Origin of the sequence: Halobacterium sp. GSL-19, assembly GCF_016917855.1 — an archaeon.
Lineage (GTDB): Archaea > Halobacteriota > Halobacteria > Halobacteriales > Halobacteriaceae > Halobacterium > Halobacterium salinarum.
This window is the reverse complement of record NZ_CP070377.1, coordinates 1,876,824-1,901,905: the sequence shown is the minus strand read 5'-3', so window position 1 is coordinate 1,901,905 and position 25,082 is coordinate 1,876,824. Positions and strand designations below refer to the sequence as shown.

Here is a 25,082-nt window from a genome sequence, read left to right as displayed (position 1 = left end):
CTGCGTGGACCGGATACTAACGATTGCAATGCCACGAGACACCCCCCGCACGTCACGAAAGAAGCGAGCGAACACGCCCGAGCACACCGCGAACGGAGTTGTGGTTAAGGGTCCGTAGAGCACGGAGAGACCTCGAGTGGAGGGGCCCAATGGAGGGACCCATCCAGTACAACCGGCATCTGACTATCTAGATCGAGAAACGACTGCACTTCCTGTGCAGCCGCTGTAACGGTAGGAGTACAGCCGGCGTAGAGCTGTTGAGAGAGTGCATCGAAGTTCGGGCTGTAGATACCCCCAAGGCTGTCGTGCTCTGAGGGGAACATTTCAACGGAGAACCGATACCGCTGAGAGCTGTCTGAGGAGGCCGTAGTCAAGTGAGCAACCACTGGGATGCCGCTCTTGCTCTGTGCAACCTGATAGCCCCCATCACCGAGAACCATGTACTTGTCGTCGGCACGCCCGTACCGCTGGACGATCGCGAGCGCGGACCGGGGCGAAAACCCCTGGTTGACGAACCGGGCGATGTTCTGGCCGATGAGCATCGCCGCGTCGTTGCCGATCGGGCGCACTGTGATGATCCCCGCCTGAGACCCCGCGTCGATGAACGCACGGCCGAGCTCGTACGACGAACACCCGTTCAACAGGAACACGCGTGGCGGCGTCGTCGTGGCGGCGATCTGATCGAACGAGAGCGCGCCGTCCGTGCACACGAACTGGGTGCCGTCCCGGACGTGACCGATGTAGTGAAAGAAATCGGTGTCACCCATTGACGTGAGCACGTCGGCGAGCTCCGCCCGGGTAGCGTTGCGCGCAACCGAAACGTCGAATTCGAGGCCGTCGCGGTTCCCGTACAGCGAGAACTCGCTGTATTCGTCCCACATGTCGTCCTCGTTGCACACCACGTTGACCGAGACGGAGTCGGTCGAAGAGTGGCTGAACCGGGCGTCGTAGGCGTCGGCGATCAGCTTCGTGTCGCCGACTGGAACCCCCGGGCCGATGTACGACGTCTCCATGGTGTCCGTCTCGGGCACCGCGACGAACTCGTCGGGGATCACACCGTGGCCGCGGGTGTCCGATGCGGTGTCGGTCGTGGAGCGCATGAACTCGTCGACGGCCGCCGAGAGCGCGGGCGCTGAGTCCGGCGTGGCGTCGGGAAGCGTGCGGACGACCGCCAGGTCGTTCGCGAGGAAGGACAGATGCTCGATGGGGCGAGGGTCGTCGGCGACCATGACCGTATGCCGCCACCGGGGTGCCGCCGCGAGCACCGTCTCCTGGGGGTACTCGGTGTACGCTTGCAGGCGAGCGGCCAGAGGCATGTCATAGAGCCGCTGCAGGTCGTCCCGCGTCCAGTCGAAGGCGGCCGTGAGTGTGTCTCGGGCGGGCGTGTCCAGGTCGTAGAGCCCGACGGACCGAACCACGCAGTCCAGCGTGAACACGTGCTTGAGGAGGGCCCCGGCGGCCCGGCCGAGCGTGTCCCGCGGGAACGTCGCGATCTGGTGCCCGCCGGCGGTCACGGACGGCGTCGACGACGGTTCGAGGCGGGCCCCCAGATAGAACGCGAGCGGCGTGACCGCGTACACGGCACCGAGCTCCGGCGGCACGCCGACAGTCACGTCCACGTCCGGGCGGGACAGGCTGTGGGTGGTCGAGTCGGGCTGGCCGACGGTCAGTCGGGGCGGGTGGCCCCGAAGCGTCGGCCACGACCGCTCTGGCGACGGCGTCTGGAGGGCCGCGCCGAACTGTTCGACTGCCGCCATCACGTCCACCGGGTCGGTGGTGGTTGTGATCTCGCCGATCGGGTGGGAGTGCTGGCTCCGGACGCCGATCTGGAGGTCGTGTGCGTCCGGGAAGCTGACCGTGACGTCGTCGAGTGTCATCGTCACCGTGGTGGTCGTCCCGCCGGGCACTCGGACGTACGTCCGGACCGGCGTTTGGAACTCCAGGAGGCGTGGGTCGTCGTGTGAGACGGTGACCGACTGGGGTTCAGTGAGGGCGTCGAGGGGGTCGCCCGTGGCGTCATCGCGGATGAACACCATGCTCGGCTTGGCGGTAGTGAGCCGGTCGGTGTGGACGCGCGCGGCTTCCTCGACGGGAAAGAGGAACGTGGACGGATCCGTCGGCGTCGGCGTGACCCGGGTCGGCGTGCGCATGACGACGCGTCGGTTGTAGATGTTGTCGTTCAGCGCCAGGCCGGTGTGGCCGTCGGACAGCGGAACGACCATTTCGAGGCAACTGGCCGCTGGCACGGTTACACCGTCCACCCCCAGTTGGGTGTGGCGGCACACCTGTGGGGCGGTCGCAGCGGCTCGGCGACGCGGTGACGCAGGGGGAGTGCGTGCAGTCCACACCGATCCAGGGTACCGGCGGCCGCAAGCATCTCGGAGCCGAAGCCGGCGGGCTGGCGGCGCGTGTATAACAAACCCCCGACCATTCTCATGAGTTGTGTGTGCACGGTTCGTTCATAAAGCTTAGCAACACGATGAAAGAACGTTAGAACGCGCTCGGAGCGACCGCCAACCGCACACCCGGGGTCGGCGGAGTGCGTGTGCGAACGCCTCACCGGTAGAAGTCGCCGTGTCGGAGCACGGCGCTGATGAGCACCGCGATGGGGATGATCTCCAGGCGGCCGACCCACATGTTGATGATGAGCATGCCCTTCGCGAGGGCGGGCATTCCCGGGCTGGTGATGCCGGCATCGAGTCCGACGTTGCTCTGCGCGCTCATCACGTCGAAGAGTACGTATTCAAGCGGGTGCTGTGGTGAGAGCGCGGCCAGTAACACGGCAACCCCGATGGCGAGGAACGCCAGCCACAGCACGAACACGAGCGTTGCCTCGGCGTACTCGCGTTGGGCTTGGTGCTCGCTGAGCTTCCGGTCGCCGATTCGGAGTGACCGGATCGCGGACGCCGGGCGGAACACGTCCCGGATCTGCCAGGCCGTCCCCTTGATGAGGGTGATCACGCGGATGAGCTTGATGCCGCTGACGGTTGAGCCGGCGGCAGCGCCGGTGAGCATCCCGAGGCACGCGAACAGCGTGGGGCCGGTCTGCCAGACGCGTTCGGTGCCGCGGCCGATCGTCGTGGTTCCGAACCCGGTGTTCGAGGTGGCGGACACGAACTGGAAGAGGCCGATACGGAACGACGCCGCAAGCGAGTCGTACTGGCCGGTGTAGAACAGGAGCGCCGACAGCACGGCCGCCCCCACGGCGAACCAGGCCACGACCCACCGCGTCTGGAGGTCCGCGTACACGTTTCTGAGGTCGCCCGTGAACAGCAGGTAGTGGACGGGGAACGCGATGCTGCCCGCGATCATGATGGGGACGGTGGCGTACTCGATGGCGGGGGAGTTGTACGCGCCGATGGAGCCGGCGCGCACCGCGAAGCCGCCGGTTGCGATCCCGGTCATGCCGTGGTTGATGGCGTCCCAGGGTGGCATGCCGGCCAGAAGCAGCAGCGCGATCGCGCCCAGCGTGAGGCCGACGAAGAGCCGCCAGATCTCCTGGACCGTGGTGATGATGCTGGGGTGGATCTTCTCCGAGCGCGCCTCGCTCTCGTAGAGCGTGTACGAGCCGCTGCTTCCGTCGCCCCGGCGCAGGATGGCGACGGTGAGCACGATGACGCCGACGCCGCCAACCCACTCGGTGAGCGACCGCCACCAGTGGAGTGCCCGCGGGAGGTCGCCCTCGGTGGTGGCCATGGTCAGGCCGGTTCCAGTGAACCCGCTGATCGTCTCGAAGACGGCGTTCAGCGGGTGCAAGAACACCCGCGTTGTCGCGTTCAGGGGCGGTGTCAGCCCGGGCAGCAGGTGGAGGCGCATCGTCCACGCCACCAGGACGAACGGTAGCGCGCCCAGGACCCCGACGACGGCCCACGCGGTGGCCGCGGTCACCATGGCGTCGGGTTTTTTCGGCGGTCGGGCGCCCCGACAGAGCCGCGCCAGCCCAGTCCCGATGCCGCCCATGACGGCTGCGGAGACGACGAACGCCGGGATCGCGAAGAACTCGCCGTTGACCGCGACAACGGCGACCGAGGCGGCCAACAGCAGCGACACGGCCTGGAGGATGCGGCCGACGTCGCGGCCGACTGTGTCTACGGCGACGTGCATCCGGTGTCACGGTGGGTCTGGCTGGGCATGCTGTGCGTTGCGGTCACCCCGAGTGTGCGCGGCGCGGGAGACGGACGGATGTGTCACCTGGGAGGTAGCGGACCGGCACAGGATAAGGATTTGCGTTCCGGCCGGACTGCGTCGGACAGTCGGCCACGCGGGAGCCCGAGGGGGAGGGCGGACAGTGCCACGCGCCGCTGACACCGCCGTGTGGGAAGTACAAAGGTGTTTAGGCGGCCCTAAACTAGGGCGGGGCGTGACCTATGAACGACACCACGGACGCGTGCACAGCACCACACGACGACTGCGGGATAGCCGGTGAGACGCTGGAGACGGTGGCGTTTCTGGCACGCTCCGAGCACCGACTCGGCGTCCTCGCGTTGCTGGACGGCACCGCGCGGACGCGGAGTGACCTCGAAGCCCACACCGACGCGACACGGGTGACGCTGAGTCGGGTGCTCAACGATCTCACCGAGCGCAGCCTGATCGAACACGACCCGTCGTCGAACGCGTACACACTGACGCAGTTCGGCGCGCTGGTGTACCGGGACTTCGACCGGCTGCTGGGGACCGTTGCGGTCGGGCAAGCGCTGCCGTCGGTGATCAACAGGCTGCCCGTCGACTGGTTCGACTTCGACCTGCAGTGTCTCGCCGGCAGCGAGCACGTGGGCACCGAGCAGGCCGACCCGCTGGCCGCCGCGCGCGTCGTTGCGGGGGCGGTGGGGGCGGCGGACTCGTGTCGGTCGCTGCTCGGGACGTTCATTTCGCTGCCGATGTACACCTTCGGGGAGGCCGTCCGGAAGGGCACAGCGCCGTCGGTAACGGTGATCGCGGATGCCGAGGTGGCGGCCACCATGACCGAGGACGCGGCGCTGCGCGAGCGCTGGGAGGCCATCGAGGCGGGCACCGACCGAACCACGTACTACCGGATCGGGGAGCGTGTCCCGTGCAGTGTTGATCTCATCGACGGGGAGACGGTGTTTCTGACTGTGAACCGCCACCAGGACGCTGGGTTCGACGTTCTGCGGTCGACACACCCGGACGTGGTTGCGTGGGCCCACGCCACGATCGAGTCCATGCAGGCGGGAGCGGTCCCGCTGTCGCAGGCCGCGCGTGCCGATGACTGACCGTGGCCGCAACACGGTGTGAACAGTGTTCGCGGCGTGATGGACTGTGCAGGAGGAATCACTAAGGCTGTTTAGGTTGGCCTAAACATATGGCGCGAAGACGGCAGATCCTCGCCGGGGGCGCGAGCCTCATCGCAGCTAGTCTCGCCGGCTGTACGTCCAGCCAATCGCCGACCGACGACGGTTCGACCACCCAGACGGACGCGGGGTCCGATTCGTACACGGTGACAGTCGAGCCGAACCCCCCACACACCTTCGAGTCGGTGCCCGAAACCTACGCCGCGATCCCCAGCGTCTGGATGGACATCGGGATGGCGTTGGGCATCCAGCCGTCGGCCACCGCCAGCCTCGGCCGCGCCCCGCTGAAGTTCTACGACGCGCTGCCGGACGTCGCGTTCCACAAAGCCGAGATCGAACAGCTCGCGAGCGACTCCGAATCCGGCTACGACAAGGAGAACTTCTACGCCGCGGACTGTGACGTCCACCTCATCGACCCGCGGATGCTGAAGTTCTACGCGAACTGGACCGACGACGACATCGCAGCGATCGAGTCCAGTGCGGGTCCGTTCATGGGCTCCAGCATCCGGTTTGCGTCCTCCTCGGCCGTCGGTGACGGCCCCTTCTATGACCTCTACGAGGCCTTCGAGAAGGCCGCCGAGATCTTCCAACGCCGGGCCCGCTTCGAGGCCTGGCAGTCCATCAAAGCCGACCTCATGGACACCATCAGCGACGGCCTCCCCCCGGAGTCGGACCGCCCCACGGTGGCGGCCATCTGGCGCGGCGTCCGTCCCGACGCCGGGCAGTTCCGGATCGCGCCCCTCGATCCCGACCAGAACAACACGCTCACCTACCGCCGCCTCGGGATGCAGGACGCGTTCGCCGGCGCCGTCCCCGATGGCCCCATCGGCTACGAGGAGCTGCTGGACGTCGACCCGGATTACATCGGCGCGGTCGGCGGGCTCACCTCCCAGACCCACGCGGAGTTCGTCGACACCGTCGTCGAGCCCTTCGAAGCCAACCCCAACGGGCAGCAGCTCACCGCCGTCGAGAACGGGAACCTCGTGCGCACCGGCGGCCAGTTCATGGGACCGATCGTCGACCTGTTCTCCACGGAGGCCCTCGCGAAAATGGTCTACCCCGACGCCTTCAGCTCGTGGCCGGGCTCACCGACGGAGATCCCCGCGTCCGAGCGCCTCTTCGACAGACAGCGCGTCGCGGACGCCATCAACGGCGTCGGGCTGTAGGCAGCGATGACAGCCAACACGGACGCGTCGGCCACGCGGCGGCTCGCCACGCTCGCCGCTGGCAGCCTCCTCGTGGTGCTTGCCGCGACGCTGCTGCAGGTGAGCTTCGGCGCGTACCCGATCCCGATCGCGGACGCGTGGCACACCGTCTTCGACCCCGAAATCTGGTCCAGCGCGGGCGTCTGGCGGGCGTTCCTGCTGGGCGGCCGGCTCCCCGAATGGCTGTCCCGCCGGCAGGTCGTCGTGTGGAACATCCGACTCCCCCGCGTTCTCGTCGGCACGCTGGTGGGCGCGAACCTCGCGGTGTCCGGCGCGATCTTCCAGATCGTCACCCGCAACGAGCTCGCCAGCCCCTACATCCTCGGCGTCAGCAACGGCGCGGGCATGGTCGTGTTGCTCACGCTCACGCTGTTCTCGGGGCTGCTCCCGGTGATGCCGCTGCTGGCGGCGCTGGGCGGCGCAGTGGCGTTCCTGATCGTGTACGCGATCGCGTGGAAGAACGGCACCAACCCCGTCCGGCTGGTGCTCGCCGGCGTCGTCGTCAGCACCGTCTTCGGCTCCGTGCAGCGCGCGCTGTTCTTCTTCATCGACAACCTCGGGGTCGTGATGTCCGCCCAAACGTGGCTGTCGGGATCACTGCTGGGGACCGACTGGGCGCAGGTCCGCATCGCGTTGCCGTTCACGGTGCTTTCGCTGGCGCTTGCGTTCCTCGTGACCAACGAGCTCGACGTGCTGTTGCTCGGCGAGGAGACCGCGGAGTCGCTGGGCATGCCCGTTGAGAAAGTGCGGTTCGGCGTCGCCGGGATCGCCATCCTCTCGACGGCGGCCGCGATCGCCGTCGCGGGCCTCATCGGCTTCGTCGGCCTGATCGTCCCCCACATGGTGCGCAACATCGTCGGGAACAACACCCGCGACCTGCTTGCCGGCTGCGTGGTGCTTGGCCCGGCGCTGCTGGTTGGCGCGGACGTCGGCGCGCGCCTCGCGTTGGACCCGGTGCAGTTGCCCGTCGGCATCATCACGGGCCTGGTCGGCGGCCCGTACTTCCTGTACCTGATGCGGCGAACGGAGAACCTCGGTGACATCTGACTCATGACACGACAACCCGCGAACGACGCGACTGGAACCGACACGCCCGATCGCGGACTCAGCGGCACGGACCTCGTGGTGCGATATCCGGGCGGTGACGACCCCGTCATCGACGGCGAGTCCGTGACCGTGCCGGTCGGCGACGTGACCGCGCTCATCGGGCCGAACGGCAGCGGCAAAAGCACGCTGTTGAACGCGCTGGCGAACAAACACAGCCCGGCCGACGGCACAGTGCTGTTGGACGGCCACACCATCGACGAACTGGGCTCGAAGGAGCTCGCGCGGCGACTCGGCTTGCTCTCCCAGGAGAACGTCACGCCGGGCGGGATCTCGGTGCGCGAACTCGTCGAGCGCGGCCGCTACCCCCACCAGGGGTTTTTCGACTCGCTGACCGACGCGGACCGCGCTGCCGTCACGGACGCGCTCCGCGTGGCCGGCGTCGACCACCTCAGCGGGCGCGACGTGGGGAGCCTGAGCGGCGGCCAGAAGCAACTCGTCTGGATCGCGATGGCGCTCGCCCAGGACACCGACGTGTTGTTGCTGGACGAGCCGACGACGTTCCTGGACCCACACCACCAACTCGAAGTGATGGACATCATCCAGGCGCTGCGCGACGACCACGACACGACGGTCGTGGTCGTCCTACACGACATCAATCAGGCCGCGCGCTACGCCGACCACGTGATCGCGCTCAAGGACGGCACGATCCACGCCCGTGGGCAGCCGGCCGACGTCGTCACGAAAGAGACGCTGCGAACGGTGTTCGACATCGAAGCCACGGTGTCGACCACCAGCCACGGCATGCAAGTGGTGCCCATTGAGGCGTTACACGACGAGGACGGCACCGACCACGAGCACGCGCCCGGGAGCCGGACGCCCACCCGGGAGACCGCTGCGGACGGCGGGACACCGCCCGCGGAGTGAGGGCGGCGGATGCGGACGCCACTGTGGGCGCGGTGCAGGCGCGTGATCCGGGGCCGGGGCGTGCACACCGGCTGGTGTGAGTGTCCCAGCCGTGGTAAACAGAAACACCTATGGATGGAAAATGGTGAACCACGTGATAGATTATGACTGTTACTGATCGCGGACTCCTGATCGCGGTCGCGGGCGGAGTGCTGAACCTCGCTGTCATGACCCTGCACAGCCAGCCGATCATCGCCACCGCCGCTGCGGACCAGTCCGGTGGTCTCGGTGTGTTGGGGATCTGGGCGCTGGTGTTGGTCGGGCCGTGGCTGCTGGGCGCTATCCCCACGCACATGTACGCCGACCACGGCGCGGTCTGTCCGCTGCTTGCAACGGGCGTGCTGACCGGGGCGTGTCTCTGGAACGGCATCACAGCACCCCCATCCGAGTCGCTCACCAGCCTGTACTACGAGGCGTGGCCGTTTTTCCTCGTGGTGCTCGTGGTTGCGGGCATCGCCGAGCGGTGTCTCCGAACGGGCCACGCGATGGACAGCAACCGCTCCAGCCAGGAGTGACACACCACCGGGCGCGGACCACCGGAGCCGGTGGAGGAGCCGCGATGGAACGCAGAACACGGGCGCGAAGGGATTTGAACCCCTGACATCTTGGTCCGGAACCAAGTGCTCTGTCCGCTGAGCTACGCGCCCACACGTGCACATAGCAGGGTGGTCGGTATAACCGTTGTGAGTCGGCGCCAGGCGCGGCGGGGAAAAACGGGTGCCGCGTGCGTCAGGGCGTCTCGTCGGTTTCGATGGAGAACGACGCCGTCGGGTGCGCGGTACAGGTCAACATATACCCCTCTTCGATCTCGGCGTCACCCAGCGACTCGTTGTTCGAGTGCCGGATATACTCGGCGGCGTCCTCGCCGTCAGCGACGCGGCCACTGCAGGAGACACACTGGCCCTGCTGGCAGGCGTACGGGAGGTCCCAGCCCTCGTCGACGCCGGCATCGAGGATGCTCTCGTTGTTCGCGACCTCGATGGTCTCGCCTTCCTTGACGTACTCGATCTCGTAGTACTCGACGTCGTCGTCGGCGATCGCGTCCGGATCGAAGCCGTCGTCTTCCTCCTCGCCGTCTTCGAGTTCCGACTCGGCACCGCCAGCGACAGCGCCCGCGCCCCCGCCACCCCCGATGGAGCGGTTGTACGGCTCAGGGAAGTCCGTCTCCGGCACTGTGGACGCACGGTGTTCGAGGACGTCCTGTGCGATGTCCTCCGCGGGCGGCTTGGATGACCCCTTCGCGAGATGCAGGACGACGAACAACAGTGTCACCCCCAGGCCGAGCGTGACACCCAGTGTGGTAACCATGCGTAGCGGTATGGAAGCGCAGTTTAACAGTATTGTGATTGCGCGACCACGGTTCTCCGGGCGAATTTTGAGGGTGTGGGTCGACAGGCGGGTATGGACGTTGCAGTCCTGCTGTTCGAGGGGTTCGACGAACTGGACGCCATCGGCCCGTACGAGGTGTTCCGCACGGCCGCGGAGCTGGGCGGCGACCTCGACGTGTCGATGCGCACGCTCGTGCCCGACGAAGGCGTGACCGCGCGCCACGGCCTCACGGTGGCGCCCGACGACGTGTTGTTCGGGGTGCCGGATCTCGTCGTGGTGCCGGGTGGCGGGTGGACCGACCGTGATCGGCCGGGCGTGTGGTCGGAGGTCGAAAACGAAACCCTGCCCGAGCGACTCGACACCCTCCACGGCGGCGGCGCGACCATCGCCTCGGTCTGCACGGGCGCGATGCTGCTGGCGGACGCGGGGTTGCTCGACGGGCGGCCAGCGGCCACGCACGCCAGCGCGGCCGATGACCTCGCGGAGTACGACGTGGACGTGCGCGATGAGCGGTACGTCGACGACGGCACGGTGCTCACGGCGGCGGGCGTGACTGCGGGCATCGACCTCGCGTTGCACGTCGTCGAGCGCGAGTGCTCGGCGGGGCTGGCGGAACAGGTCGCCACGGAGATCGAGTACGCGTCGACGTACTAGGCGTCGTCGCCGGTGCGGGCGACCTCGTGGCGGCCGAACCCGTAGCGCAGCCGGTTGGCCAGGCGGCGCGCGAACCGGCCGGTGTCGCCGCCGGTACTGCGGGAGCCGAACCGCTCGGAGAGCGCCTGGGAGACGAGGGGCACCGGGACCTCCTGTTCGAGGGCTTCCTGGACGGTCCAGGTGCCCGTGGAGCCGCCGGCCACGTGGTCGGCGACGGTGCCGAGATCGCTGCCTTCCTCGCGGAACGCTTCCTCGCAGAGCTCCAGCAGCCACGACCGGATCACAGCGCCGTTGTTCCAGGTTCGTGCGACGGCCTCCAGGTCGAGATCGTAGCGCCCCTCGTGGAGCAACTCGAACCCCTCGCCGTAGGTCTGCATGAGCGCGTACTCGACGCCGTTGTGCACCATTTTGACGTAGTGACCGGCGCCTGCCGGCCCCATGCGGTCGTGGCCGTCCGGGCCGGTAGCGACGGCGTCGAAGACGGGCACGAGGTCGTCGTACGCCCACTCGGGGCCGCCGACCATCAGGGAGAACCCGAGTTCCGCGCCGGCGGGGCCGCCCGAGGTGCCACAGTCGAGGTACGCGAAGTCGTGTTCCTCGGCGCGGCGCGTCGAGTCCTCGAAGTGGCTGTTCCCGCCGTCCACGACGACGTCGTCGGAGTCGAGGCGTGGCGCGAGTTCGTCGAGGGCGGCGTCAACGGGGTCGCCCGCCGGCACCATCAGCCAGATGCGCTTCTCGGCACCGAGCTCCGCGGCGAGTGCGTCCAGCGTGTCGGCGGGCGTCGCGCCCGCGTCAGCCGCGTCCTCGCGCGCGGTCGCGTCGATGTCGAACGCGACCACGTCGTGGCCGGCGTCGAGACAGCGGTCGACGACGATGCGCCCCATGCGGCCGAGGCCGACGACTCCGAGTTCCATGGGTAGCAGTTCCGGGCGCGGTAAGTAGGGGTTGCGGTTGGTCGCGACACACAGCGAAACTACGGCCGGGACGCGTTAGCCGTCGGGGATGCGAACGTCCCGACGTGGGGGCTGGTGCTCGGCGCCGCCACCGCGCTCGCCGGCGTGACAGCCGCAGACACCAGCCCGCCGTGTCCGGCTGACTTGCGCGACGGGCTCCGGGAACGCCGGGGCCGCGTCGACGAACTGGAGCGTTAGTCGAGCGCCCGGCGCGGCACGATGCGGGGTTCGTCGTCGTAGCTGACGGCGGCGTCGACGCCGAACACGTCCGCGAGCAGGTCCTCCGTGACCACGTCCTCGGGCGGCCCCCAGTCGTAGACGGTGCCGTCATCGAGGGCGACGAGGTAGTCCGCGAACCGGGCGGCCTGCTGGAGGTCGTGGAGCACCACACAGACGGTCACATCGCGGTCCTCGTTGAGGGTGCGGACGACCTCCATCACGCGGAGTTGATGGTGCAGGTCCAGATACGTCGTCGGTTCGTCTAACAACAGTACGTCGGTGTCTTGTGCCAGCGCCATGGCGACGAACGCGAGCTGTTTCTGGCCGCCGGAGAGCTCCGAGAGCGCGGTGTCCCGGAGGTGCTCGACGCCGGCGAGGTCGATGGCGCGGTCGATGGCCGCGTGGTCGGCGTCGTTGAGGGCGTCGAGGAACCCCCGATGGGGGTAGCGGCCGTGGGTGACGAGGTCGCCGACGGTGAGTCCGCCGGGCGCGTCGTTCTCCTGTGCGAGCAGGCCGAGTTCGCTGGCGAGCTGTTTCGGCGAGCGGTCGTGGACTGCGGTCCCGTCGAGCAGAACGGTGCCGGCGTCCGGGGCCAGCTCCGCGGAGAACCCCTTCAGCAGCGTGGATTTGCCGGAGCCGTTGGGGCCCACGAGCGCCGTGACTTCGCCGGCGGGCACGACGATGTCCGCGCAGTCGACGACGGTGGTGTCGCCGTACCCGAGTTCGAGGTCGGTGCCGAGTACTGCGGCCGACTCCACGGGGTCTTCGTCGGTGTCGGTGTGTGGTCGCTGTGGCATGGTTAAAACTCGTTGAATGATTCGGTGCGGCGGAGCAAAAGCAGGAAGTACGGGCCGCCGACGAGCCCGGTGACGACGCCGACGGGGACCTGGACGCCGCCGAGGCCCAGGCGCGCGATCACGTCCGCGACGACGACGAGCGCGGGGCCGGCGAACAGACAGCCCACCAGCAGCCGGCGGTAGTCGCTGCCGACGACGGTCCTGACGGCGTGTGGCACCACGAGCCCGACGAACCCGACGAGCCCGGCGACGGAGACGGCGGCGGCGGTCGCGAGGATGGCGAGCACCGACAGCCCGAACCGGATGGTTTCGACGCGCATGCCGAGCGCGCGGGCGCGGCGCTCCCCGAGCAACAGCACGTCGAGGTGGCGGGCCGCGGTGAGCGCGACCGGCACCACGAGCAGCGTGGGAACGACGATCAATTCGACGTCCGTCCAGCCGACGCCCGTGAGGGTGCCGGCCAGCCAGGAGACGGCGGTGCGCATCGCGCCGTTGGAGTCGATGAAGTAGAAGACGCCGGTCTGGAGGCTGTTGAAGACGGTGCCAACGACGACGCCGGCAAGCACCAGCCGGACGGGCGTGGTGCCACCGCGCCAGGCGACGGCGTATACGAGGAGGAACGCGCCCGTGCCGCCGAGGGCTGCCGCGACCGGCAGGAGGGAGGTGCCAAGCGAGAACACGATCGTGATGACGACGGCGAACCCGGCACCCGACGAGACACCGAGGATGTAGGGGCTGGCGAGCTCGTTGCGGGTGATGGCCTGGAAGATCGCGCCGGCGACGGCGAGGTTCGCGCCGACGAAGACGGCGACGACGACTCGCGGGAGGCGCTGGGTCCAGACGACGGCGGTCGCGTCCGAGAGCACTGCGGTGTCGCGGTAGACGCCGAGGAGTTCCGCGTGGCCGTCGCCGAGCAGGATGGTTGCGAGCACGTCGGGGTTCGTCCAGACGGCGCGGTCGAACAGCGCCCGCCACACCGTTTCCAGCGGCATCTGGTAGCCGCCATAGCGGACTTGCACGAGCGCGCCCAGCACGACGGCGGCCGTGCTGGCGACGGCGATGCCGGCGAGGGCCCCGTCGAAGCTGGGACGGAGGCCGGTTCGCGTGCGGGACTGGCGTGACATCGTGGTGCTAGTCGGTGATTATCGACGCGAGTTCGGTGCGGTCGAACAGTGTGGTGGTGACCTGGTCGTAGAGGGCGGTCGCGAGGCGTTCCGTGAGGAACAGGTGCTGGATGGGGCCGAGGTAGATGGGGCCGCCGCGGTAGACGTCGCCGTTCTCGACGGCGGTGATGCGGCCCGCGGTGTCGTGGTTCTGCAGGAACGAAACGACGGTGTCCTGGAACTCGGCTGCGGTCTTGTCCTCGTGGCCGCGCACGAACAACACGTCAGGGTCGACGTTGAGCAGCGTTTCGGCGTCGATCTCCGAGCGCTGGCTCTGCGAGAGCGCGTCGATGCCGGAGTCGGCGATGGCGTCACGGACGTTGAGGTCGTGGAACGGCTTCTTGTTGGTGCCGGCGCCGCTGAGGAGGTACGGCGAGAACGAGGTCGGTTCGTTGGAGCCGCCCCAGACGAGCGCGCCGCGTGGCCCCTCGCTCGGGAGGGCGGTTTCGAGGCGGTCAAGCGCGCTGTCGTGGAACGACTGGAAGGCGTCGAACCGGTCGGTTTCGTCGAAGAGTTCCGCAACCGTCTCGAAGGCCTCGTACAGCGAGTAGTAGTCGTAGTCGTGCCAGGCGTCGGTGCGCCGGAAGATGGTGTTTCCGAGGAACGGTGCGGACCGTTGGGTGAGGAAGTCGATGTCCCCGCGGTCCAACTCGAAGGTGCTCGTGAGCCAGTTCGGATCCATGAGGTAGACGTCCGGATCGAGGTCGAGCAGCGTCTCACGGGTGACGCCGGCGTCGACGAGATCGACGAGCGCGGACGTGTCGACGCTGACGCCGTCGAGGGCGTCGTAGGCGTCGGTGTGGAAGCGGTCGCTGTTGCCGACGGCTGTGAGCGCGTCCCCGTGTCCGAGCGCGACCACCATGTCGGCGTAGCCGGACTCGTAGACGGCGACCGTGTCGGGGACGGCGTCGAACTCGACGTCGCCGACCGGCTCCATCGAGACGGAGTACGACCCGGAGCCGGCGGTCGTTTCGTCGGCGGTGGCCGTGGCGGAGTCGGCTGCCGTGGACGTGGATTCGGCGTCGGAATCCGGGCTCGAACAGCCCGCGAGGAGACCCGCAAGCGTTGCGGCACTGCCCGCTTTGAGGAACGCTCGTCGTTGCATATTGGTTTTGGCCCACCTAAAATACAAAAGCGCGTCGATTTTTCGAACGGGGACACGAGCGCGCACACAAACGCTGCGCGCAGCGTCGGCAGACACCGCTGCCAACAGCCCAACCGCCCGAATCCGTCGGCGAACCGCACGCGGACGGGAAGGTTTATCACCGCGCCACCGCACTTCGGAGGTATGCGCGTCGGTTCCACCGTAGTACGTGTGTAAATCGATTTCTCGGGCCGCGAACCCGACACACCGGCCAGCAGCGCGACCGACGCCCCGCTAGGTACCCATGACAGAGCTTCCGGACAGCTACGACCCCAACAGCATCGAACCGAAGTGGCAAGACGAGTGGCAGGAACGCGACGTGTATCGGTTCGACCCCAGCGAGTCGGACACCCAATACGTCATCGACACGCCGCCGCCGTACCCCTCGGGGAACCTCCACCTCGGGCACGCGCTCGGGTGGTCGTACATCGACTTCGTCGCCCGGTACCGCCGCCTGAAAGGCGACGCCGTGCTGTTCCCGCAGGGATGGGACTGCCACGGCCTCCCCACGGAGGTGAAAGTCGAGGAAGTCAACGACATCCACCGCACGGACGTCCCCAGCGACGAGTTCCGGGAGATGTGTATCGACTGGACCGAGGACCGCATCGACGAGATGAAAGCGACGATGCAGGAACTCGGGTTCTCCCAGGACTGGGACTCCGAGTACCGGACGATGGACCCCGAGTACTGGGGGAAAACCCAGGAGTCGTTCTCGGAGATGGCCGACGCCGGCATGGTCTACCGCGACGAACATCCGGTGAACTGGTGTCCGCGCTGTGAGACCGCCATCGCCGACGCGGAAGTCGAGAACATCGACCGCGAGGGAACGCTGCATTACGTCACGTTCGACGGCGTGGACAACGGCGACATCGAGATCGCGACGACCCGCCCCGAGCTGCTGGCGGCCTGCGTCGGGATCGTCGTCAGCCCCGACGACGACCGCTACGCCGACCGCATCGGGGACACCTTCGAGGTGCCGCTGTTCGGCCAGGACGTCGAACTGCTCGCCGACGACGACGTCGATGCTGACTTCGGATCGGGCGCGGTCATGGTCTGTACGTTCGGGGACAAGCAGGACGTCGAGTGGTGGATGGACCACGACCTCGACCTCCGCACGGTGTTCACCGAGGACGGACACCTGAACGAGGCCGCCGGGGAGTTCGCCGGGCTCGCCATCGACGACGCGAAAACCCAGGTCGCCGAGGAACTCGACGACCAGGGATATCTCAACGACACGGAACCCACCGAGCAGAGCGTCGGGTCCTGCTGGCGTTGTGACACCGCCATCGAGATCCTCTCGAAAGAACAGTGGTTCGTGGAGGTCGACCAGGACCGCATCCTGGACGCCGCGGCGGACGCGGAGTGGGTGCCCGAGCACATGCACGACCGGCTCGTGGAGTGGACCGAGGGCATGGACTGGGACTGGGTGATCTCCCGGCAGCGGGTCTTCGCCACCCCGATCCCGGCGTGGGAGTGCAACGAGTGTGGCCACTGGGAGATCGCCGGCCGCGAACAGGCACCCGTCGACCCCACCGAGGACGACCCGGCTGTCGAGGCCTGCCCGGAGTGTGGCGGTGACGACTGGGCCGGCGAGACGGACGTGATGGACACGTGGATGGACTCCTCGATCACGCCCCTGCATCTGTCGGGGTGGCCCGAGGGGACCACCCTCGACGAGTTCGAATCGGTTGATCTCCGACCACAGGGCCACGACATCATTCGCACGTGGGCGTTCTACACGCTGCTGCGGACGGGCGCGCTCACCGACGAACAGCCCTGGGACGACGTGCTCGTCAACGGCATGGTGTTCGGCGAGGACGGCAACAAGATGTCGAAGTCACGGGGGAACTTCGTGCAGCCCGACGAGGCGATCGCGGAGTACTCCGCGGACGCCGTGCGACAGGCGCTGGCGCTCGGGGGCCGCCCGGGAAGCGACGTGCAGTTCCAGTGGAAGGAGGTCAAATCCGCCTCCCGGTTCCTGACGAAGCTCTGGAACATCACGAAGTTCTCGACGGGGCATTTCGACGAGGACACGCCCGCCATCCAGGACCCGGCCTACCGGGACGCCGACCGCTGGCTGCTCTCGGAGCTGTCGACGGTCTGTGAGGACGTCGACGAAGCCATGAGCGAGTACCGCTTCGACCGGGCGCTGCGCAGCCTCCGGGAGTTCGCTTGGGAGGACCTCGCCGACGACTACGTCGAGCTCGTGAAGGGGCGGCTGTACAACGGCCGCCCGGGTGAGCGCGCCGCCGCCGAGCACACGCTGTACACGGCGGTGACGGCGGTCACGCGACTGCTCGCGCCGTTCAGCCCGCACACCACCGAGGAGATCTGGCAGTCGCTGCCGGGCACCGAGGGCAGCGTGCACGCCGCGACGTTCCCGAGCGTCGAGTACCGCGACGCCGACGCCGAGCTGGCGGGCAAACGCATCGCGGAGGTCGCCCGCGAGATCCGCGCCTGGAAATCCGACCAGGGGATGCCGTTGAACGCGGACCTCGACCGCGTGGAGCTGTACTTCGACGACAGCGACGACGACGCCGCCAGGCTGGACACCTACGACCTCAGTGAGACGGTCAACGCCCCGATCCGACTGATCGATGGGCGGCCGGACGTCGAACTCGTGCCCGTCGACGTCGACGGCGACGACTCGGAGATCGGCCCGGAGTTCCGCAGCGACGCCGGCACCGTCATGGAAGCCATCGCGGCGGCCGACCCGGCGGCGATCCAGGCGCAGATCCATTCCGGTGACACCGTCACCGTCGAGGCCGACGGCGAGTCCTTCGACCTGGACGCCGACTGGCTGACCGTCACCGAGGAGTATCGAGCGTCCTCGGGCGAGGAAGTGACCGTCATCGAGGCGTCGTTCGGCACCGTCATTATCTACGAGTAACCACCGCCATCGCCCGGAACCCGACCGCTTTTTCTGGTGGCCGACGGACTGCGAGTATGGACCCCCGCGTCGAGGAACACGCCGAGGTACTGGTCGACTGGAGCGCGCGCATCGAGGCCGGCGACAACGTCGTGTTGAGCGTCGGTCCGGACGCCCACGAGCTCGCCGTTGCGGTCGCCGAGCGGGTCGGCGAGCGCGGCGCGAACCTCGTCACGACGTACGCCTCCGGCGAGATCGATCGCGCCTACCAGTTGGGCCACGAGGGGGACTTCGACGCGGACCCCGCTCACGAGCGCGCGCTCGTGGAGCACGCCGACGTCTGTCTGTTCATCGGCGGCGGGCGCAACACCAGCGCAGCGGCCGACGTGCCCGCCACGACCCGGGAGGCCTACAACACGGCCCACGGTGAGATCCGCGAGGCCCGGATGGACACCGACTGGGTGAAGACCGTCCACCCGACGCGGTCGCTGGCCCAGCAGGCGAACATGTCGTTTGCGGCGTACCAGGAGTTCGTGTACGACGCCGTGTTGCGCGATTGGGAGGCGCTCGCCGACCGGATGGCGAACATGAAGACGATCCTCGACGAGGGCAGTGAGGTCCGGCTCGTGACCGAGGACACCGACCTCACCATGCGCATCGCGGGGCGGCAGGCCGTGAACTCCGCGGCGTCGGTCGCCTACGATTCGCACAACCTGCCGTCCGGAGAGGTGTTCACCGCGCCGACGGCGACCGAGGGGGAGGTGCACTTCGACGTGCCGATGACGCTCCGCGGTGAGCGCGTGCAGGGCGTCCACCTCACGTTCGAGGACGGCGAGGTCGTCGACTACGCGGCCGCCCAAAACGAGGGCGTCGTCGGCGAGATCCTGGAGACCGACGCGGGCGCGAAGCGCCTGGGCGAACTCGGCATCGGCATGAACCGCGGCATCGATCAGTTCACCGACTCCATCCTCTTCGACGAGAAGATGGGGGACACCATTCACCTGGCGCTGGGTCGCGCCTACGAGTCGAATTTCCCGGCTGGCAGCGAGGACGAGGCCAACGAGTCCGCGGTCCACGTGGACATGATTACCGACGTGAGCGAAGACTCGTACATGGAAGTCGACGGCGAGATCGTCCAGCGAAACGGGACCTTCCGCTGGGAGGACGGATTCAGCGAGTGAGGCAGGCTTACCGGACCACAGCGGGGAGCCGGCCTGTCCGCAGTACCGCGAGCGTGCGTGGCCGGTCGCCGTCGCGGTTTTTGGCGTAGGTTTTACGACGGCGAGCCGGTGGCTCGCCACTGTAAGAGATACGAGCTGAGGGGAGTAAGCCCCCTTCTGTTCGGCCCGGCATTCGGCTGAGCGTCCACGCGGCCCCTTTCGGGTGGTTCGGGCTACCATGCGCGCGTGGACTTGCACCGGCGGGGGTTGGCCGTTCCATCGCTCCCCTCCCATTGGGGTGTCGATCACCGGTCCGTGGCCGCCGGTGTGGCGGCCACGCCCTCGGCGGGTTAACTGCCGTCCCTTTCGGGGTGGGTCGCGCGCCTCATCGGTGTGGGAGGGACGTGTCGTGTCTGTTCCAGTGCCGGCGGTCTCCCGCCCCGGACGTGTGTCCGGCCGCGTGCCCGAACGGGTGGGGGGACTTTCCTCATGCCTCACGGCACGGGAGCCGGGCTCCCTCTGCCCAGTCAGTGTATGAGCGGTGTGTCGTTAAGCAGTTCGGTTCCGTGAGCCGGACGGCTGGCGCAACCACGTCAAAAAATATGAAGGAAGAATGCACTGGAAGAAAACAGTATCGGGCTCAAACGTCGACCACCCTTCTCCAGTCGTCGGATATTCACTCCGTCAAGAAGTAACAGATGCCATATAGGAATTGTTCACGGTTTTGAGTACCAAGGGAAGGCTTGAAGTCCGTGGTTGGCGTAATAGGCTTCGTATGGGCCAAGGCCAGTCAGTAATCCTTTCCTTCGAAGACGGCGCTCGAACGGTCGAGCTCGCGCGGGAGTCCGTGGAAGCGTTCGTCCAGAACGGCCAACGGGAACAGCCAGGGAGCATGCGAGACGCATTCTACAACCGCACCAGCGCGTTCGTGCGCCTCGAATCCACCAGGGGCCGGGGTCGACTGCGCGGCTGTGCGGGCGCTCACGGCTCCATCCACGAACTCGGCAACCACGACCAGCAACTCGGGCACGCGATCGTCGAGGCCGCCATCGAGGCGGCGTCGGAGGCGTCCTGTGGCTCCGAGGTCGAAGACGCCGAACTGCCGAACATCCGTGTCTCCGTCTGCACGGTTTCGAATCTCGTACTGACTGACGACCCGATCGAGGACATCGAGCTCGGCGTCCACGGCGTCGCCATCGACGGCGACGGCCAACACGGCTGGATGTACCCCACGCTCCCCGTCGAGAACGACTGGAGCGTGTTCGAATACCTCGACCGCACGTGCCGGAAGGCGAACCTCCCGGACGGCGCGTGGCAGGACGAGGACGTGATGGTGACACTCTTCGAAGGCCAGGTGTTCCGAGAGACCGGCGACGAGGACGACCCCGTCGAAGAACTTACTGCCTGAACGAGACGGCACGGGCGTCCTGACGCGCGCGCGCCGCGGCGTCATCGATGTCGAACTCCATGCTGACCGTTCCGTCCACCAGCAGCGGCTCCAGCAACGCGGTTGCGTCCGCGGGGGCCGGCTGGCTCGCCAGCGCGACGTGGTGGCCGCCATCGGGGGTTCGGTACACTGCCTTCGTGCCCGAGAGCTTCCCGCGCTTGGCGGCGGGTTCGCCCGCGACCTCGACGATATCCAACCCGAAGTCCACGGGCGTGGCGTTCGAGACGAACCCGCCGACGCCGAACCCGTCGACGACATCCCGGAGGCCGCGGAGGTCAGTGGGTGTCAAGCCGCCGGAGACGAACACCGACACGTCGCTGTTCCCGCCGGCGTCGAGCGCCCACTGGACCTCCCGCGCGATGTGGCGGAAATCCCCGCGCCGCGAGGACGTGGTGTCGAGGCGAACCGCATCGAGGTCGTCGCCGAGTTCGTCGACCGCACGCAACACCTCGTCTTTCTCGTCGCTGTACGTGTCACACAGCGCGATCCGCGGGACGTCGTCCCCGACGCCGTCGGTGAACGCCCGCCACGCGGCCTCCTGGTTGCCGCGACCGAAACAGATCACCAGCGCGTGTGGCATGGTGCCGCCGGGCTCCCGGTCGAGGACGTCACCGGCGGCGACGTGTGAAAAGCCGTCGAACCCGCCGATGAGGGCGGCGCGCTCGACGACCGCGGCGATCGACGGGTGGACGTGGCGCGCGCCGAAGCTCAACAGGTGGCTGTCGGGCGCGGCTCGGCGCGCCGCAAGCGCCGCGGTCGCCATCCCGGAGGCGTGGGACAGGAACCCCAAAAGCGCCGTTTCGTAGCGCGCGAACGACTGATAGGGGCCGGTGATGCGCATCACCGGCCCGCCATCGAAGAGGGTGCCCTCCGGCAGCGCGTGCACGTCAACGGGGACGTCGGCGAGCAGCTCGGCGGCGTCCTGCAGGCCGGCCAGTACTTCGAACTCCCCGGTGGGGAACTGGTCCGCGGTGACCTCTGCGACCACGTGGGGGTTGCGGTCGGCGTGCTCCAATGCCTCAAGCGTGCGGTCGAAGTACGCGTCGGTCGCCCGGCCGCGCTTGATGGCGTCAGCGCCCACGATGTCGAAGGTCACGGCGCAACCCTCCACGAGTGCAGCATACACTCGCGTTCAACCGCCCGGGCGAAAAACCCTCCCCTCGAAGCCAGTTGCGCTGGCACTCCCACAACGGCGAAAAAGCAGTCCGCAATCCGGAGCCGTCCGACTACGACGAATCGTGAACGGCGTCCAGTTGGTCGACGGTCGGGGCGTTGACGATGGTGACGCGACCTTCGGTGGTGGTGACGCGGAACGCGTCGGCGTAGCCGCTGTCACTGTCGTCGGGGATGCGCCAGACGTTCGGGCCGGCGTCGGAAACCCGTTCGGCACCGTGGTACTGGAGGAGCTCCCGGTAGGCGTCGGCGAACTCCGTGGCGTCACTGGCCGAATCCCACGTGGACGCCCACACGTACGCGGTCCCACTGGTGTTCAGCGAGTCACTGGCCGCGTACGGGACGAGTTTGTCACCGTCCCAGCCGTCGGTGTACGGGTGGCTGTAGTTGTAGAGGTCGAGTGTGTCGTTGTTCCGTGCGGGCGCCAGCAGGTGGGCCGTCGGGATGACCACGTCTGCCGGCTGACCGGTGGCCTGCGTTTCGACGTAGCTCGGATACCACAGCATCGTGAACAGGCCGGCCTCGCCGAACGACGCGAAGTCGACGCTGTCGTTGCCCGTCTCGGGCACCGTCCACGCGTCGGTGGACGTGTCGGCAACCGACACCGGCGTCGGCTCGTCGACGCCGTAGCGGTCGGGGTGGATGGTCTGCTCGGTGCTCGCCGGCGGGTTCTCGTAGACGTCGTTGACCGCGTCCCAGCCGCCGGACTCGTAGAGTTGCTCGACGAACACGGGGCCGTCGCTGTACGGCTGGAGCCGCGTCAGCGCGATGCCGGTGTGGCGGTCGCTGCCGGACGGCGACTCGGAGTCCGTCGGCCGCAGGCAGTCCCAGTCGCGCTCACAGCGCTGCTGGTAGCGGTGGTCGACGTAGTTGCCGTCGCCCTCGATGATGCCGTCTTTGGCGTTGTGCAGTTCCTGCGTGGACTGGTTCAACTCGGAGGTGTTGAACCGGTGGGTTTGCAGGCCGTGGAACAGCTCCTGTGAGAGCGTGATCTCGTCCATCTGCGGGGACTCGGTGTCCTCGGAGACGATCGCGATGCGGTCCTCGCTGGGGGAGTAGTAGCCCAGCACGGAGCCCGCGCGGTTCGACGCGAGCACGTCGATGGCGTTCTCGTCTTCGCCCACCATGAACATCGCCTCCCATTTCACGTTCTGGTGGAGGGTGCCGTTGCGCGTGACGTTCTCGTAGGAGGCCGCCGTGTCGTTGGCGAACTCCTCGCGGGAGATCACGTCGACGGGCACTGATTGGTTGAATTCGAGGCCGCGAACCACCTCGACGCGAGCCATCGACCGGTTCACGACGGTGTGCAGCTCGGAGTCGTTGAGGCCGTCGGATCTGTCGACGCTGATCGATTCGTTGTACCAGTAGCCGCCCTCCCAGCCGAGCGTGTCGGCGTCGGGGTCGTCGTAGCTAAACGATGCGTTCGCACCGGGTTGTGTCGTGGTCCCGGCCGCGTCGGTCATCTGTTCGGTTGTCGGCGCTGTCGTTGTCGGGTCCGTCGTGGCGTCGCCGGACATGCCACCCTGGCAGCCGGCCAGCACCACGAGGCACACCACTGCGACAGCGAGTAGTCGCCGTGCCATCGGCTAATCCTCGGTGTCGATCACCATAAATTCAGGTGAACAGGAAACCCGTCCCGGCGGCGTGTCGACAGGATCGCCGCGACGTGTAGGTACTTGGCCGGGGGCGGCGAACACGCGACCATGGATGTCGACCCAGCACACACCGCGGTCGTCGTCGTGGACATGCAAAACGGGTTCTGCCACCCGGACGGCAGCCTCCACGCGCCCGCGAGCGAGGACGCACTTGCGGCCGTGACGGCGCTGGTGTCGCGGGCCCGGGACGCCGGCGCGCGGATCGTATACACCAGAGACGTGCATCCGCCGGGACAGTTCGAGCGCACCACCCACTACGACGAGTTCGAGCGGTGGGGCGAACACGTGACTGCGGGGTCCTGGGACGCACAGTTACACGACGAACTCACGGTCGCGGCCGACGACCACGTGGTCGAGAAACACACCTACGACGCGTTCTACGAGACCGAACTCGACGGCTACCTGACCGCCCACGGCATCACGGAGCTGGTGTTCTGTGGGACGCTCGCGAACGTCTGCGTGCTTCACACGGCGGGCTCGGCGGGCGTCCGGGACTACCGCCCGATCCTGGCGGCCGACGCCGTCGGCTACATCGAGGCGTCACACAAGGAGTACACCCTCGATCACGCCGAGTGGCTGTTCGGCGAGGTCGCCGACCGGGCGGCGATCGCGTTCGCGTAGTCCGTCACAGCACGCCGGCGTCGGTGCCCTCCTCGGGGGAGAGCAGGTAGAGCGCGCCGACCAACGCGACGATCAACACCGCGAGTCCGATGGCGACCGACAGCGCCGCCCGCGAGGACGAGAAGTCCCCCGGTTTGAACACGATGACACGGCGGGTGACGGCGATCACGGCGGTGGCGACGACGATCCGCAGAACGCTTTGCTCGCGGGTGTACGCCACGACGGTTCGGTACACTTCCACGATGATGAACAGCAACAGGACCGTGTCGACGAGCGCGACGACCTCCCCGGCGTTGGTGATCGCCCCCGAGAGGATGAGCCCGCCGATGGTGAGTCCGAGGTCGAAGACGCCGACGGCGAACAGGAACACGAGCACGTAGGCGGCGACGATCTCGACGCCGCCGATGAGGCGCTCGGTGAGTTCGACGTGGGCTTCGACGTCCATACACAACGCCCGCGGGCCACCCGCACGAATTGCCACCCAAACTCATTCGGTATCGGCCGCGCGCGTGTCCACGGCGACGGCGACGCGGTCACCGACGGCGTGGTCGTGGCCGGGTGCAACGACCGTACACCCGAGTTCGTCGCGCCCGAGCCACAGCGACAGCCCCTGGACGGCCGTGTCGTCGACGGTCACACCGACGGTGTCCCGCCACGCGACCGTGCGCTCGCTGACCCGGTCACCGACCGCATGCCCCAGGACGGCGACGGGGTCGGCGTCGGTGGTGGCGTAGCCGGTCTCGTAGTGGGGGAGGCCGCCGTCGACGACACCACCGCCGTCGGTTGCCAGGCCGGCGTACCCGTCGCCAGGTGCCGGATGGGATGGCGCGTCGAGGCGCGCCCACGTGTCGCCGACGGCCGTAACCGTGGCCGTGCCGTCCCAGGGTGCCGGCCGCACTGCAACGTCGAGCGTGACCGGCAGCGACCCCGAGGCGCGAACGGCGTTCTGGCCGTGCTCGCGGAACCCCAGGTGGATGTGGTTGGTGACCCAGGGCGCGAAAAACCCCGACCGAACCAGGCTGCCAAGCGACTCCCCGACGGCGACCGTGTCCCCCGGGCTGACCGCGGGCTCGACGTGGAGGATGCGCGCGAGATGCGAGCCGGTGTCGATGACGATGAGGTGGTCGGTGTCGGTGGCGTACGGGCGCTGGGGGCACGCCACGGTGCGGGTGTCGACGACCGCGCCGGCGACGGGGCTGGGCGCGGCCAGCGCGCGCCCGTCGGGGCCGTCGCTGCCGTCCGGATAGAGGTCCACGGCGCAGCCGGCGTCGTGGGCGGGGTACGGGGAGTTATACCGCGACACGCGCGGGTACAGCCGCGAGAGCACGCTGCCGTCGAGGACAACCATGCGGGTGTGGTTGGAACCGAGAGGGA

General features: G+C 67.9%; 23 protein-coding genes, 1 tRNA gene and 1 other RNA gene. 12 read left to right on the top strand and 13 right to left on the bottom strand.

Features of this window, described 5'->3' with window-relative positions; translation table 11 throughout:
• Positions 1-104: 104 nt before the first annotated feature.
• Positions 105-2,246 carry a hypothetical protein gene (locus tag JT689_RS11815; protein WP_229373380.1) on the bottom strand — a complete coding sequence of 714 codons (2,142 nt, stop codon included), beginning with the start codon at positions 2,244-2,246 and terminating at the stop codon, positions 105-107.
• A 41-nt stretch (positions 2,247-2,287) separates the two neighbouring features.
• Here JT689_RS11815 and JT689_RS12460 point away from each other — a divergent pair, with 41 nt between their 5' ends.
• Positions 2,288-2,416, top strand: a complete 129-nt coding sequence (locus JT689_RS12460; protein ID WP_267875141.1) for a hypothetical protein — start codon at positions 2,288-2,290, stop codon at positions 2,414-2,416.
• Positions 2,417-2,556: 140 nt separating this feature from the next.
• On the opposite strand, the gene JT689_RS11810 is transcribed toward JT689_RS12460, so the two are convergent.
• Positions 2,557-4,104, bottom strand: coding sequence for a TrkH family potassium uptake protein (locus tag JT689_RS11810; RefSeq protein WP_010903916.1), 1,548 nt, complete (start codon positions 4,102-4,104; stop codon positions 2,557-2,559).
• Positions 4,105-4,367: 263 nt separating this feature from the next.
• On the opposite strand from JT689_RS11810, the gene JT689_RS11805 reads away from it, so the two are divergent.
• The 5 genes from JT689_RS11805 (at position 4,368) to JT689_RS11785 (ending at position 9,039) form a co-directional block, all read left to right on the top strand.
• A complete protein-coding gene (locus JT689_RS11805; protein ID WP_010903915.1) occupies positions 4,368-5,231 on the top strand; it encodes a hypothetical protein in 864 nt (287 codons plus the stop codon).
• An 89-nt stretch (positions 5,232-5,320) separates the two neighbouring features.
• Positions 5,321-6,475, top strand: coding sequence for an ABC transporter substrate-binding protein (locus tag JT689_RS11800; RefSeq protein ID WP_205251293.1), 1,155 nt, complete (start codon positions 5,321-5,323; stop codon positions 6,473-6,475).
• Between the two features lie 6 nt (positions 6,476-6,481).
• Complete coding sequence (locus JT689_RS11795) at positions 6,482-7,561, top strand: iron ABC transporter permease (protein WP_205251292.1); 1,080 nt, start codon at positions 6,482-6,484, stop codon at positions 7,559-7,561.
• Positions 7,562-7,564: 3 nt separating this feature from the next.
• On the top strand, positions 7,565-8,485 hold the full coding sequence (locus tag JT689_RS11790) for an ABC transporter ATP-binding protein (RefSeq protein ID WP_010903912.1): 921 nt from the start codon (positions 7,565-7,567) through the stop codon (positions 8,483-8,485).
• A gap of 143 nt (positions 8,486-8,628) precedes the next feature.
• Positions 8,629-9,039, top strand: a complete 411-nt coding sequence (locus JT689_RS11785) for a hypothetical protein (protein WP_205251291.1) — start codon at positions 8,629-8,631, stop codon at positions 9,037-9,039.
• 59 nt (positions 9,040-9,098) lie between these two features.
• Here the strand turns inward: JT689_RS11785 and JT689_RS11780 are convergent.
• Both JT689_RS11780 and JT689_RS11775 read right to left on the bottom strand, forming a co-directional pair.
• A tRNA-Arg gene (locus JT689_RS11780) sits at positions 9,099-9,171 on the bottom strand.
• A gap of 82 nt (positions 9,172-9,253) precedes the next feature.
• Positions 9,254-9,832, bottom strand: a complete 579-nt coding sequence (locus JT689_RS11775; protein ID WP_136360966.1) for a 2Fe-2S iron-sulfur cluster-binding protein — start codon at positions 9,830-9,832, stop codon at positions 9,254-9,256.
• Positions 9,833-9,925: 93 nt separating this feature from the next.
• On the opposite strand from JT689_RS11775, the gene JT689_RS11770 reads away from it, so the two are divergent.
• Positions 9,926-10,507 (top strand): DJ-1/PfpI family protein, encoded by a 582-nt coding sequence (locus JT689_RS11770; protein ID WP_010903909.1) that lies wholly within the window; start codon positions 9,926-9,928, stop codon positions 10,505-10,507.
• On the opposite strand, the gene JT689_RS11765 is transcribed toward JT689_RS11770, so the two are convergent.
• Positions 10,504-11,421 (bottom strand): NADP-dependent phosphogluconate dehydrogenase, encoded by a 918-nt coding sequence (locus tag JT689_RS11765; RefSeq protein WP_205251290.1) that lies wholly within the window; start codon positions 11,419-11,421, stop codon positions 10,504-10,506. The genes JT689_RS11770 and JT689_RS11765 overlap by 4 nt on opposite strands.
• A 114-nt stretch (positions 11,422-11,535) precedes the next feature.
• Here JT689_RS11765 and JT689_RS12455 point away from each other — a divergent pair, with 114 nt between their 5' ends.
• A complete protein-coding gene (locus tag JT689_RS12455; protein ID WP_267875140.1) occupies positions 11,536-11,658 on the top strand; it encodes a hypothetical protein in 123 nt (40 codons plus the stop codon).
• Here the strand turns inward: JT689_RS12455 and JT689_RS11760 are convergent.
• Genes JT689_RS11760 through JT689_RS11750 form a run of 3 tightly spaced genes read right to left on the bottom strand, consistent with a single transcriptional unit; the run spans position 11,655 to position 14,744 of the window.
• The gene (locus JT689_RS11760; protein WP_010903907.1) at positions 11,655-12,476 is read right to left on the bottom strand and encodes an ABC transporter ATP-binding protein; all 822 of its coding nucleotides are present in this window, start codon (positions 12,474-12,476) and stop codon (positions 11,655-11,657) included. The genes JT689_RS12455 and JT689_RS11760 overlap by 4 nt on opposite strands.
• A gap of 2 nt (positions 12,477-12,478) precedes the next feature.
• The gene (locus JT689_RS11755) at positions 12,479-13,600 is read right to left on the bottom strand and encodes an iron ABC transporter permease (RefSeq protein WP_205251289.1); all 1,122 of its coding nucleotides are present in this window, start codon (positions 13,598-13,600) and stop codon (positions 12,479-12,481) included.
• Positions 13,601-13,607: 7 nt separating this feature from the next.
• Entirely contained in the window at positions 13,608-14,744 is a 1,137-nt protein-coding gene (locus tag JT689_RS11750; RefSeq protein WP_136360963.1) for an ABC transporter substrate-binding protein, read from the bottom strand.
• 283 nt (positions 14,745-15,027) lie between these two features.
• On the opposite strand from JT689_RS11750, the gene JT689_RS11745 reads away from it, so the two are divergent.
• Together JT689_RS11745 and JT689_RS11740 are read left to right on the top strand one after the other, a co-directional pair.
• On the top strand, positions 15,028-17,673 hold the full coding sequence (locus JT689_RS11745) for a valine--tRNA ligase (protein ID WP_010903904.1): 2,646 nt from the start codon (positions 15,028-15,030) through the stop codon (positions 17,671-17,673).
• A 56-nt stretch (positions 17,674-17,729) separates the two neighbouring features.
• On the top strand, positions 17,730-18,833 hold the full coding sequence (locus JT689_RS11740; RefSeq protein ID WP_136360961.1) for an aminopeptidase: 1,104 nt from the start codon (positions 17,730-17,732) through the stop codon (positions 18,831-18,833).
• Positions 18,834-18,966: 133 nt separating this feature from the next.
• On the opposite strand, the gene rnpB is transcribed toward JT689_RS11740, so the two are convergent.
• Positions 18,967-19,336: RNase P RNA component (rnpB, locus tag JT689_RS11735), an RNA gene on the bottom strand.
• Positions 19,337-19,587: 251 nt separating this feature from the next.
• Here rnpB and JT689_RS11730 point away from each other — a divergent pair.
• Positions 19,588-20,220 carry a TIGR00296 family protein gene (locus tag JT689_RS11730; RefSeq protein WP_010903901.1) on the top strand — a complete coding sequence of 211 codons (633 nt, stop codon included), beginning with the start codon at positions 19,588-19,590 and terminating at the stop codon, positions 20,218-20,220.
• Here JT689_RS11730 and JT689_RS11725 read toward each other — a convergent pair.
• Both JT689_RS11725 and JT689_RS11720 read right to left on the bottom strand, forming a co-directional pair.
• Positions 20,210-21,355: a nicotinate phosphoribosyltransferase gene (locus JT689_RS11725; RefSeq protein ID WP_205251288.1), complete on the bottom strand. Its 1,146-nt coding sequence runs from the start codon at positions 21,353-21,355 to the stop codon at positions 20,210-20,212. The genes JT689_RS11730 and JT689_RS11725 overlap by 11 nt on opposite strands.
• Before the next feature lie 130 nt (positions 21,356-21,485).
• Positions 21,486-23,015 carry an Hvo_1808 family surface protein gene (locus JT689_RS11720; protein WP_205251287.1) on the bottom strand — a complete coding sequence of 510 codons (1,530 nt, stop codon included), beginning with the start codon at positions 23,013-23,015 and terminating at the stop codon, positions 21,486-21,488.
• 120 nt (positions 23,016-23,135) lie between these two features.
• On the opposite strand from JT689_RS11720, the gene JT689_RS11715 reads away from it, so the two are divergent.
• Positions 23,136-23,708: an isochorismatase family cysteine hydrolase gene (locus JT689_RS11715; RefSeq protein ID WP_205251286.1), complete on the top strand. Its 573-nt coding sequence runs from the start codon at positions 23,136-23,138 to the stop codon at positions 23,706-23,708.
• A gap of 4 nt (positions 23,709-23,712) precedes the next feature.
• Here JT689_RS11715 and JT689_RS11710 read toward each other — a convergent pair whose 3' ends face one another.
• Together JT689_RS11710 and JT689_RS11705 are read right to left on the bottom strand one after the other, a co-directional pair.
• Positions 23,713-24,153, bottom strand: coding sequence for a phosphate-starvation-inducible PsiE family protein (locus JT689_RS11710; protein WP_010903897.1), 441 nt, complete (start codon positions 24,151-24,153; stop codon positions 23,713-23,715).
• A 42-nt stretch (positions 24,154-24,195) separates the two neighbouring features.
• Positions 24,196-25,056, bottom strand: a complete 861-nt coding sequence (locus tag JT689_RS11705) for a hypothetical protein (protein ID WP_205251285.1) — start codon at positions 25,054-25,056, stop codon at positions 24,196-24,198.
• Positions 25,057-25,082: the final 26 nt, after the last annotated feature.

What these genes read in the sequence shown, in the direction of transcription:
- JT689_RS11810 (WP_010903916.1), bottom strand. Translation starts at nt 4,104, where the DNA reads ATGCACGTCGCCGTAGACACAGTCGGCCGCGACGTCGGCCGCATCCTC.
- JT689_RS11805 (WP_010903915.1), top strand. Translation starts at nt 4,368, where the DNA reads ATGAACGACACCACGGACGCGTGCACAGCACCACACGACGACTGCGGG.
- JT689_RS11800 (WP_205251293.1), top strand. Translation starts at nt 5,321, where the DNA reads ATGGCGCGAAGACGGCAGATCCTCGCCGGGGGCGCGAGCCTCATCGCA.
- JT689_RS11795 (WP_205251292.1), top strand. Translation starts at nt 6,482, where the DNA reads ATGACAGCCAACACGGACGCGTCGGCCACGCGGCGGCTCGCCACGCTC.
- JT689_RS11790 (WP_010903912.1), top strand. Translation starts at nt 7,565, where the DNA reads ATGACACGACAACCCGCGAACGACGCGACTGGAACCGACACGCCCGAT.
- JT689_RS11785 (WP_205251291.1), top strand. Translation starts at nt 8,629, where the DNA reads ATGACTGTTACTGATCGCGGACTCCTGATCGCGGTCGCGGGCGGAGTG.
- JT689_RS11775 (WP_136360966.1), bottom strand. Translation starts at nt 9,832, where the DNA reads ATGGTTACCACACTGGGTGTCACGCTCGGCCTGGGGGTGACACTGTTG.
- JT689_RS11770 (WP_010903909.1), top strand. Translation starts at nt 9,926, where the DNA reads ATGGACGTTGCAGTCCTGCTGTTCGAGGGGTTCGACGAACTGGACGCC.
- JT689_RS11765 (WP_205251290.1), bottom strand. Translation starts at nt 11,421, where the DNA reads ATGGAACTCGGAGTCGTCGGCCTCGGCCGCATGGGGCGCATCGTCGTC.
- JT689_RS11760 (WP_010903907.1), bottom strand. Translation starts at nt 12,476, where the DNA reads ATGCCACAGCGACCACACACCGACACCGACGAAGACCCCGTGGAGTCG.
- JT689_RS11755 (WP_205251289.1), bottom strand. Translation starts at nt 13,600, where the DNA reads ATGTCACGCCAGTCCCGCACGCGAACCGGCCTCCGTCCCAGCTTCGAC.
- JT689_RS11750 (WP_136360963.1), bottom strand. Translation starts at nt 14,744, where the DNA reads ATGCAACGACGAGCGTTCCTCAAAGCGGGCAGTGCCGCAACGCTTGCG.
- JT689_RS11745 (WP_010903904.1), top strand. Translation starts at nt 15,028, where the DNA reads ATGACAGAGCTTCCGGACAGCTACGACCCCAACAGCATCGAACCGAAG.
- JT689_RS11740 (WP_136360961.1), top strand. Translation starts at nt 17,730, where the DNA reads ATGGACCCCCGCGTCGAGGAACACGCCGAGGTACTGGTCGACTGGAGC.
- JT689_RS11730 (WP_010903901.1), top strand. Translation starts at nt 19,588, where the DNA reads ATGGGCCAAGGCCAGTCAGTAATCCTTTCCTTCGAAGACGGCGCTCGA.
- JT689_RS11720 (WP_205251287.1), bottom strand. Translation starts at nt 23,015, where the DNA reads ATGGCACGGCGACTACTCGCTGTCGCAGTGGTGTGCCTCGTGGTGCTG.
- JT689_RS11715 (WP_205251286.1), top strand. Translation starts at nt 23,136, where the DNA reads ATGGATGTCGACCCAGCACACACCGCGGTCGTCGTCGTGGACATGCAA.
- JT689_RS11710 (WP_010903897.1), bottom strand. Translation starts at nt 24,153, where the DNA reads ATGGACGTCGAAGCCCACGTCGAACTCACCGAGCGCCTCATCGGCGGC.
- JT689_RS11705 (WP_205251285.1), bottom strand. Translation starts at nt 25,056, where the DNA reads ATGGTTGTCCTCGACGGCAGCGTGCTCTCGCGGCTGTACCCGCGCGTG.